The 9,236-nt window shown below is 42.5% G+C and carries 10 protein-coding genes and 1 tRNA gene; all 11 read right to left on the reverse strand.

Annotated features, from left to right (window positions below):
* Positions 1–15 precede the first annotated feature (15 nt).
* The 11 genes from HMPREF2764_RS05295 to HMPREF2764_RS05345 all read right to left on the reverse strand — a co-directional run bounded on the left by HMPREF2764_RS05295 (position 16) and on the right by HMPREF2764_RS05345 (position 9,110).
* Positions 16–87, reverse strand: a tRNA-Arg gene (locus tag HMPREF2764_RS05295).
* 66 nt (positions 88–153) lie between these two features.
* Entirely contained in the window at positions 154–1,140 is a 987-nt protein-coding gene (locus tag HMPREF2764_RS05300; protein ID WP_000931177.1) for a GMP reductase, read from the reverse strand.
* 198 nt (positions 1,141–1,338) lie between these two features.
* Entirely contained in the window at positions 1,339–2,118 is a 780-nt protein-coding gene (locus tag HMPREF2764_RS05305) for an L-threonylcarbamoyladenylate synthase (protein ID WP_000160498.1), read from the reverse strand.
* Positions 2,119–2,145: 27 nt separating this feature from the next.
* Positions 2,146–2,739, reverse strand: coding sequence for a 3-isopropylmalate dehydratase small subunit (gene leuD / locus HMPREF2764_RS05310; RefSeq protein ID WP_000410618.1), 594 nt, complete (start codon positions 2,737–2,739; stop codon positions 2,146–2,148).
* A gap of 9 nt (positions 2,740–2,748) precedes the next feature.
* Positions 2,749–4,131: a 3-isopropylmalate dehydratase large subunit gene (leuC, locus tag HMPREF2764_RS05315; protein ID WP_000907579.1), complete on the reverse strand. Its 1,383-nt coding sequence runs from the start codon at positions 4,129–4,131 to the stop codon at positions 2,749–2,751.
* Positions 4,132–4,134: 3 nt separating this feature from the next.
* Complete coding sequence (locus tag HMPREF2764_RS05320; RefSeq protein ID WP_000762433.1) at positions 4,135–4,404, reverse strand: DUF1294 domain-containing protein; 270 nt, start codon at positions 4,402–4,404, stop codon at positions 4,135–4,137.
* Complete coding sequence (leuB, locus tag HMPREF2764_RS05325) at positions 4,401–5,438, reverse strand: 3-isopropylmalate dehydrogenase (RefSeq protein ID WP_070527761.1); 1,038 nt, start codon at positions 5,436–5,438, stop codon at positions 4,401–4,403. The genes HMPREF2764_RS05320 and leuB overlap by 4 nt, the downstream gene beginning before the upstream one ends.
* Positions 5,439–5,449: 11 nt before the next feature.
* Complete coding sequence (locus HMPREF2764_RS05330) at positions 5,450–7,012, reverse strand: 2-isopropylmalate synthase (protein WP_070527764.1); 1,563 nt, start codon at positions 7,010–7,012, stop codon at positions 5,450–5,452.
* Positions 7,013–7,325: 313 nt separating this feature from the next.
* A complete protein-coding gene (locus HMPREF2764_RS05335) occupies positions 7,326–7,982 on the reverse strand; it encodes an MmcQ/YjbR family DNA-binding protein (RefSeq protein ID WP_070527767.1) in 657 nt (218 codons plus the stop codon).
* A 43-nt stretch (positions 7,983–8,025) separates the two neighbouring features.
* Positions 8,026–8,658 carry a copper homeostasis protein CutC gene (locus HMPREF2764_RS05340; RefSeq protein WP_070527769.1) on the reverse strand — a complete coding sequence of 211 codons (633 nt, stop codon included), beginning with the start codon at positions 8,656–8,658 and terminating at the stop codon, positions 8,026–8,028.
* 92 nt (positions 8,659–8,750) lie between these two features.
* Positions 8,751–9,110: a YbaN family protein gene (locus HMPREF2764_RS05345; RefSeq protein ID WP_004258004.1), complete on the reverse strand. Its 360-nt coding sequence runs from the start codon at positions 9,108–9,110 to the stop codon at positions 8,751–8,753.
* Between the last annotated feature and the right edge of the window lie 126 nt (positions 9,111–9,236).

Consider the following 9,236-nt stretch of genomic DNA (forward strand, 5'->3'; position numbering starts at 1 on the left):
TTTAGGATGTTTACATCCACCCTGAGGGAATCGAACCCCCATCTCAAGAACCGGAATCTTACGTGATATCCATTACACTAAGGGTGGAAACTTGTTTTATTATAACAGAAATTTGCTCTAATAACAAGTTTTTTTCTAGTGAGATAGCCCGTCTTAGTGGGAAGCATCCCCATTCCAGATGGAGTTTTTCACGATAACATAATCAACGTGTTTAAGGTCAGCAACCTGACGTCCACCTGCATAAGAAATAGCACTTTGAAGGTCTTGTTCCATCTCAGTTAAAGTGTCTTGCAGATGACCTTTAGCAGGAAGCAAGATACGTTTGCCTTCCACATTTTTGTAAGCACCTTTTTGATATTGTGAGGCTGAACCATAATATTCTTTGAACTGTTCACCATCGACTTCAATCGTTTTCCCTGGACTTTCAATATGTCCTGCAAAGAGGGAACCAATCATGACCATGCTAGCACCGAAGCGGATAGACTTGGCAATATCACCGTGAGTACGAATTCCTCCATCAGCAATAATCGGTTTACGTGCAGCCTTGGCACACCAACGAAGGGCAGCCAATTGCCAACCACCTGTACCAAAACCTGTCTTGACCTTGGTGATACAAACCTTACCTGGACCGATTCCGACCTTAGTAGCATCCGCACCAGCATTTTCCAATTCACGCACAGCTTCTGGTGTTCCCACATTTCCTGCAATGACAAAGGTATCTGGCAATTCTTTCTTGATGTGTTGAATCATAGAAATCACGCTATCCGCATGACCGTGGGCAATGTCAATCGTGATGTACTCAGGAGCATCAGATTTGAGCTGGCTAACGAAATCATACTCATAATCCTTAACACCGACAGAGATAGAAGCAATAAGCCCTTGCTCATGCATGCGCTTAATAAAAGGAATACGTCCTGCCTCATCAAAACGGTGCATAATGTAGAAGTAACCACCTTTAGCCAGTTGCTCTGCTACATTTTCATCCAAAATCGTTTGCATATTAGCTGGCACAACAGGTAGTTTAAAGGTGTGATTTCCTAAAGTGACACTTGTATCCGCTTCTGCACGGCTTTTAATGACACATTTATTTGGAATCAATTGAATATCTTCGTAATCAAAAATTGGAAATTCATTTAACATATCGATGTCTCGTTTCTTTTGTAATGACCTACCTATGCTTGCGCATCTCTACGCCTTTTCCGACGTTTCCTTAATTAATTATAAATCAAAGTACAGATTTTGTCAAATAATTTTATAAATTAAAATATAATGTTCGGATTTTTCTTGCGTAAATAGAAAAAAGAGGGGAAATTGTTTTCTCCCCACTCCTTCTCTATTCTAATAATACTCACCCTGGCGGTAGTCCCATGAGTTAAAGGTGTCTGAAAGGTGCATCATGATTTTATCAATGTCAAGTCCTTTACGAATCACAACTGGTGCTGGTGAAGTTGAGCGAGCTCCTCCTTGTTCTGGGATGAGTTTGCCGTCCTTATCGACCATAGACACCATCACACCTTGCTCATAGCGAGTTTCAATCGTTTTGTCAGGCTGGATAGAAGCAACGTAGTCATCTGCCTCGATAACAAGGTCCACTGCTCCTTCGATACGTTCTCCAATACCTTCTACTTTACCACGGTTTCCTTTTCCAGATGGGTTAGCTGATGAGGCATAAACCATCTTGCCTTCTTCCCAAAGTTTGGCAGCCAATTGTTCACCAGCTTTACCAAATTTGATAACAAAACAGCTCGTTCCACGCACGTCAGTCATCAGCTCTTCACGACCATCACCGTATGCTTTGAGTTTTTCAAAAGCTTCTGGTTTCCAAGGAAGGATACAACCAAGAAGAATATCTTCATCCCAATGTTTTTGGTAGAAGGCTTCAATTTCTGGGTTAAGTTGTGCTAAAGCACGAAGCTCATCCATGCTACCGCAGAGAACAACACCTGGTTTGTTACGGTTACGCTCTTTGGCTGCGAACTTACGCTCAAGTCCTGCCTTATCGCTGGTCATGATAATGTAACCAACTTTAGTAGGGCAAACGATACATCCGCCCTCACCTTTTAAAATGTCATAGCCTTCTTGTGAAAGTGTTCCGTTCCATTGAATGTGTTTTGTCATAGTTCTATTTCCTTTTCTAATTTTCTTCTAATCCTGCCAGTAGGCTGGTCGTTGTTTTTCATAGGCAGCAATCAAATCTTCATACTGCAAGGTAATTCCGATATCATCCAAACCATTTGAGAGCTTGTGTTTCCACTCGCTATCAATTTCAAAAGTGAACTCTCCAACCGGTGAGATGATTTTCTGTTGTTCCAAGTCCACAGTTACCTGGTCAGTCGGTTTGAGCTGGGCTAGCTTTTCTCTAACCTCTCTAGGCTGAACAATAGGCAACATGCCATTATTGAGTTCATTATTGTAATGAATATCCCCAAAAGATCCTGCAATCACGACCTTAAAACCATAGTCTGCTAAGGCCCAAGCTGCATGTTCCCTCGAAGAACCTGCCCCAAAGTTATCCCCTGAGATAAGAATACTGGCTTTACGATATTCAGGCTGATTAAAGACAAAGTCAGGATCCTCAGTATACTTGTCGTCCAGATAACGCCAAGCATACATGAGGTACTTACCAAAGCCTTTTTTATCAATCAACTTGAGAAACTGCTTGGGTAGGATTTGGTCGGTGTCGATATTATCATTCATGAGAGGAACGGTCGTTCCCGTATAAACTGTAAATTTCTCCATATCCTCTCCTTACTGGGCTTCTGGCATTTGCCGAACATCTACGAATCTCCCTGCAATAGCTGCCGCAGCTGCCATGGCTGGACTGCAGAGGTGGGTCTTAGCACCAAAGCCTTGTCTATCTTCAAAGTTGCGGTTGCTGGTTGAGGCGCAGTGAACGCCATCTGGAACCTTGTCAGGATTCATCCCTAGGCACATAGAGCAACCTGGGTCTCTCCACTCAAAGCCAGCATCTAGAAAGACCTTATCCAAGCCCAACTTCTCAGCAGCTCGTTTGACAGGACGAGAACCTGGGACTACGATAGCCGTTAAGTTAGGAGCAATCTTCTTCCCTTTAACAAATCGCGCAGCCAGTTGCAAGTCGCTGAGACGAGCATTAGTACAAGAACCGATAAAGATATAGCCTAGTTCAATATCAGCTGGCTTTTGACCAGGCTCCAAGTCCATGTAATTGTAGGCTCGCTCATCATTCATATCCTTAATTTCTGGGAATCTACTGTCAAAGTCAACCCCCATAGCAGGGTTGGTTCCCCAGGTCACCATAGGAGCCAAGTCTGAAACATCCATCTGGATAACCTTATCGTAAACGACATTCTCATCACTGACAAGGGTCTTCCAATCTGCCACAGCCTCTTCAAAGTCCTCTGGAACACATTCCCGTCCTTTGAGATAATCATAGGTGGTTTGATCTGGATTCATGATTCCCATCTTGGATCCAAACTCGATGGACATATTGCAGATGGTCATTCGTTCTTCCATGCTCAGTGCATCAATAGCTTGTCCACGATATTCCACCACGTAGCCAACGCCGCAAGCAACGCCGTACTTGGCAATCAAAGCTAAAATGAAATCCTTGGAATAAACTCCTTTTTGAGGAACACCAGTGAATTCCACCAGCATTTTCTTGGGTTTGACCTGCCAGAGGGTCTGTGTCGCAAAGACATGTTCGACCTCACTGGTCCCAATTCCAAAAGCGATCGCTCCGAAAGCCCCGTGGGTTGCTGTATGGCTATCCCCACAGACGATGAATTTCCCTGGTTGAGTTCTTCCTGTTTCTGGACCAACCATGTGAACGATTCCTTGCTTTTCAGAACCGTGGGCAGCATGTTCGATCCCAAATTCCTCAACATTTTCAGCAAGCTTATCAATTTGTACCTTAGAAATCACATCTCGAATATCGTAGATATTGACTGTCGGGACATTGTGGTCAAAGGTTCCAAATGTCAAGTCTGGTCGTCTCAATCTACGACCTGCGTCTCGTAATCCTTGAAATGCCTGAGGGCTGGTCACTTCATGAATATAGTGCTGGTCCACATACATGAGTTGGGGTTGCCCCTCTTCTCCTGTGATGACATGACGGTCCCACAATTTATCAAAAATCGATTTTCCTGCCATCCATTACCTCCAAATAAAATATAAGGCTACTAGTGTGGTCACCATCCCAAGAAACCAAACTGTTTTAAAGTACCATTTTCGAGTCTTGTGATGAAAGATGATTCCTGCTAACCAAGCACCAAAACCACCACAAGTAAAGGCTAAAATAAGTAAGATTTTCTCAGGGATGCGCCAAGCTCTTCTCCTCGCCTTGGATTTGTCAATGCCATAAATCAAGAAAATGATGACATTCCAAATCAAAAGGACTAGAGTAATTTTTTCGTCTAACTTCATAACCTTGCGATAATAGCTTCCGTCATTTCCTTGGTCGAAGCCTGTCCTCCTATATCTCTCGTTAATATACCAGCTGCCAAACTTGCCTCAACAGCACGCTCGACACGCTCTGCATCCTCATAACGTCCAAAGCTGTCTCTCAGCATCATGGCCACTGATAAAATCATGGAAATAGGATTGGCAATTCCTTGACCTGCAATATCAGGTGCTGAACCGTGAATAGGTTCATAGAGACTTGGTCCATTTTCAGAATGACTGGCTGATGGCATAACCCCAAGTGTGCCAGATAGAACGCTTGATTCATCAGATAGAATATCTCCGAAAAGATTCTCCGTCACGATGACATCAAACTTAGCAGGATTAGTAATCATAAGCATGGAAGCTGAGTCGACTAGCTGGTGTTCCAAGGTCACATCTTGGAAATCCTTTGCGACCTTCTCAGCTACTTTCCGCCAGAGTTTTGATGTTGCCAACACGTTTTGCTTATCAATACTGGTAAGGATTTTTCTCCGACTTCTTGCGATTTCAAAGGCTTTGCGAATAATCCGCTCCACTTCCTCATAGCTATAGTCGTTGATATCACGCGCTTTTCTTTCTTCAAGAATATGATCCCCAAAATAAATCCCACCTGTCAACTCCCGTACCACAACAAAGTCTACACCAGCAATTCGTTCCGGTTTGAGTGGTGACAAATGCTTGAGACTGTCAAAGATTTTTACAGGGCGAATATTGGCATAGAGATTGAGTTCCTTACGGAGAGCTAGCAAGCCTTGTTCAGGGCGAACCGCTGCTCCATCATACTGAGGACTACCGATAGCCGCTAGGAGAATGGCATCTGTTTCTCTACATGCTTTGAGGGTTTCACTAGGTAAAGGATGGCCTGCTGCATCAATTCCTGCACCTCCAAAAGGTCGTTTGTCTATTTCATAGTCAAAGCCTGTTTTTTCAGCTAGAGCTTCCAAAACTTCTAAACCAGCCTCCATGATTTCTGGGCCGATTCCATCCCCTGCCAGAACTACTATTTTCTTTGTCATAGCTTTCTCCTTTACACACTAGGCATATCACGATAGGAAACACTGCGTCCCATCTCACCAGCATTCTCTTTTTGAACAAAGGTATTAGCATTGATGTAGGCAATAGCAGATGCTTTCAGTACATCGAAATCAAGCCCTGCTGCATTAAAGATGGTTTCTGTATCTCTGTTTTCAACAGTGACCAAAACCCGAGCTTGGGCATCAATTCCATCTGTCACAGCGTCAATAGTATAGGACACCAAGCGGACGGATTGGTTAAAGAACTTATCGATAGCGTTAAAGATTGCTTCAACAGAACCTTGCCCTGACGCATTGAAATCAACTTTCTCACCATCCATATTGGCTAGGCTAACGAGTGCTTCAATGTCATTATCTGCATGAGTTTGAAGTTGTAAATCATCAAAGTGGAAGCCTTCTGGATTTTCAACCATGGTTCCAGCTACCAGAGCACGAATATCTGCATCTGTGATTTCTTGTTTCTTGTCGGCCAATGCCTTGAACTTAGCAAAGAGTGGTTTGATATCCTCTTCTGTAAAGTCTAAGGCCAGTTCTCTTAGTTTTTCAACAAAGGCATGGCGACCTGACAATTTTCCAAGTGGGAGGCTGTTACTCTTGACACCGACCAATTCAGGGGTGATAATCTCATAAGTAAGAGGATTTTTAAGGACTCCGTCTTGGTGAATACCAGATTCATGAGAAAAGGCATTGCCACCAACAACGGCCTTGTTTTTAGGAACTGGGATACCTGAGAAGCGAGAAACCATTTCTGACGTATTGATGGTTTCATTTAAAACAATACTAGTTTCTGCTTGATAGTAATCTTGACGAATATTGAGGGCCACTGCAATTTCTTCCAAAGCAGCATTACCAGCTCGCTCCCCGATACCATTGATGGTTCCTTCGACTCGTCCTGCCCCATTCTTGACAGCAACAAGGCTATTAGCCACTGCCATTCCGAGGTCATCATGACAGTGAGGCGAATAGATAATCTGACGTTCCGTTTTGACATTCTCAATCAAGTATTTGAAGATAGCTCCATATTCCTCTGGTGTGGTAAATCCTACCGTATCAGGGATATTGATATAAGTCGCACCTGCATCAACCGCTGTTTGAACGACTTGTAAGAGGAAATCCAACTCTGTTCTGGTCGCATCCTCAGGAGAGAATTCGACAACCTCAAACTTGGAACGTGCATAAGAGACATGCTCCTTAATAGCTTCTAGAATCTCTTCCTTGCTCTTATTGAGCTTATACTTGCGGTGAATGGGACTAGTAGCGATAAAGACGTGAACCTGTGGATATTTGGCATCCTTGAGGGCTTCGTAACAAGCATCAATATCAGACTTGACAGAGCGGGCCAAACCAGTCACTGCCGTTTTCTTCAAGGTCTTAGCAATCTCCTGAACTGCCGTAAATGAGTCTGGACTAGCCGCTGGAAAACCAGCTTCGATGGCTGAAATGCCCCATTTCTCCAGCTGTCTTGCAATGGCAATTTTTTCCTTGATTGAAAAGTTAACACCCGGCGTCTGTTCTCCATCCCGAAGGCTGGTATCTAGAAATTCAACTGTTCTCATAAGATTTCCCCTTTTCCAAATGTGGTTTTAAAAAAACATCTCGCTCAGAAACCCAAGCGAGATGTTGATTCACTCCCGCTTGGTAAGCCAAACAGGACTAATGCTTTTTGCACTAGCCCGAGTACCTCAACAACAAAGCAAATTGATTAAACTTAGCTGTTTTCATGTTTGACTTTCTCCTTCGTTTGATATCTTGTTTAGTATTTTAGCATAGGCAAAAGTGCTTGTCAAGAAAAAATCCAATATTTTCTGAAAATTTCTTCAGTAGAGAATATTTTGCTAATTGAAAGTTCTTGAAAACCATTGAAATGTTTCATTTTTTAGTGGTTAAGTTCCAACTTTTTTCTATAAATTCCAATACTTCTTTATCTGATAAAGTATCATCAAGCGCCACACTAATCCAGTAACGTTTATTCATATGAAAAGCTGGATAAATGCCCTTTTTTGAAAGTAAATCGGCTACTTTGTCATGTTTGAGGTTGACTGCTTCCACTAGCTCTTCTCTGCCCTTTTCCAGCTTATCCCAAGAAATTTTCATCAAGACGGCATACCACTTTTTATTGCCTTCATGTCTTAACACTGCCGTATCAGGCGATTTCTCCCACAAATACTCCAACTGATTACCATACTTTTCCTGAACTTGAGTCATGATTCGCTTAGTCTGAGGGCAGATAAAATCCTGTACCTCAAAACAAGCCTTCCGAATCTGGTAGAGAATCTCCAGACAAGCCTCACGGACACTTGCAACAAAACTTCCTGTCATACTTTCCATATGAACTTGAGGATAGAGGTCACCAGTCTCCTGGTCAAAGACTTGAAAACTCACATTATCAGTAGTGATGGACACAGTCATGACAAAGTCATCCTGCAAAATTTGGCAACTATAGGTCCACACTCCACCATTTTCTACAAAACCATAATCATGAGCCTTTTCTTGATTAAACTGATAGGATTTAAAAATTTCAAACATAAGTGAAAACTGCTACCCAAAGCTAGCAGTTCCTTTCTATTTTTTAAAAGACAACCTTGGTTCCATGTAATTGTGTCACGCCTAGCTGATTGATAAAGGTTTGACGGTTGTCAAGGTCAATCCCCCCACCTGGTAGAATTTCAATTTTACCTTTAGCGTGCTCCAAAATTCTGTGATAGTGAGCAAAACGTTTTTCTAAGGAGTCGCCAGACACACCAGCACGAGTTAAGATACGAGTAACACCAGCTTGACTGAGCCAGTCAATAGCTTCCAGTTGATCTTCATCACTTAATTCATCAAAGGCCATATGGAAGACAATTTCCATTCCTTTTGATGCAGCTATCAGCTTCTCAAGATTAGCTTTATCCAACTTCTTATCAGCAGTTAAAGCACCAAAAACGACCCCTTGACTTCCAGCCTGAGCAGTCAACCGAATGTCTTCTAGCATGATAGCAATTTCTAGGTCATTATAGACAAAGTCGCCACCACGTGGACGAATCATGGTCATAATGGTCGTATCGTAGTTGGTTGCCAATTCAACCGCTGCCTTAGTCACTCCATAGCTGGGTGTTGTCCCACCAACTGCAAGATTATCACAGAGTTCGATTCGACGAGATCCAGCCTGCATCGCTTTTTCAAGCAAGGTCACATTTTCAGCACAAAATTCGTAAATCATTTGATTCTCCTTGAAGATTACTTTAAACTTATTATATCATATTGTTGTGAATATGCTTTCAATTTTATCAAGGCAAATAACTACTATTTTAACTATTCTTTGTCTGGAATGACCTTGAAGAGATAATAGGTGATAAAGATGGTCAAGGCTCCTAGACCGATTTTGACTGGTAAAAGAGGTGCAAAATAAATGGAAATTCCCATCAAGATGTAGATAGATACGATGATTTTTTTCTTACGTTCACGCGCAATGGACTTGGTCTCACGAAAATCAGCCACATATGCTTGATAGAGTTTGGTATGATAAAGCCAATCTTCGAAGCGCTTGGAACTTCTTGAGAAACAAGCAATAGACAACAAAAGAAAAGGCGTTGTCGGCAATAAGGGCAAAACAACCCCAATAATAGCCAAGGCCAGTGATAAGAAACCAATAATTAGATAGATAAGACGCATAACTTCTCCTAGTTGATACTCTTCGAAAATCTCTTCAAACCGCGTCAACGTCACCCTTACCGTAGGTATGGTTCCTGACTTCGTCAGTCTCTTCTGCAACCTCAAAGCAGTGCTTTGAGCAACCTG

This window comes from Streptococcus sp. HMSC073F11, assembly GCF_001810785.1.
Classification (GTDB): Bacteria; Bacillota; Bacilli; order Lactobacillales; family Streptococcaceae; genus Streptococcus.

Coding starts and splice junctions, on each gene's coding strand:
- HMPREF2764_RS05300 (WP_000931177.1), bottom strand. CDS start 1,140: ATGTTAAATGAATTTCCAATTTTTGATTACGAAGATATTCAATTGATT.
- HMPREF2764_RS05305 (WP_000160498.1), bottom strand. CDS start 2,118: ATGACAAAACACATTCAATGGAACGGAACACTTTCACAAGAAGGCTAT.
- leuD (WP_000410618.1), bottom strand. CDS start 2,739: ATGGAGAAATTTACAGTTTATACGGGAACGACCGTTCCTCTCATGAAT.
- leuC (WP_000907579.1), bottom strand. CDS start 4,131: ATGGCAGGAAAATCGATTTTTGATAAATTGTGGGACCGTCATGTCATC.
- HMPREF2764_RS05320 (WP_000762433.1), bottom strand. CDS start 4,404: ATGAAGTTAGACGAAAAAATTACTCTAGTCCTTTTGATTTGGAATGTC.
- leuB (WP_070527761.1), bottom strand. CDS start 5,438: ATGACAAAGAAAATAGTAGTTCTGGCAGGGGATGGAATCGGCCCAGAA.
- HMPREF2764_RS05330 (WP_070527764.1), bottom strand. CDS start 7,012: ATGAGAACAGTTGAATTTCTAGATACCAGCCTTCGGGATGGAGAACAG.
- HMPREF2764_RS05335 (WP_070527767.1), bottom strand. CDS start 7,982: ATGTTTGAAATTTTTAAATCCTATCAGTTTAATCAAGAAAAGGCTCAT.
- HMPREF2764_RS05340 (WP_070527769.1), bottom strand. CDS start 8,658: ATGATTTACGAATTTTGTGCTGAAAATGTGACCTTGCTTGAAAAAGCG.
- HMPREF2764_RS05345 (WP_004258004.1), bottom strand. CDS start 9,110: ATGCGTCTTATCTATCTAATTATTGGTTTCTTATCACTGGCCTTGGCT.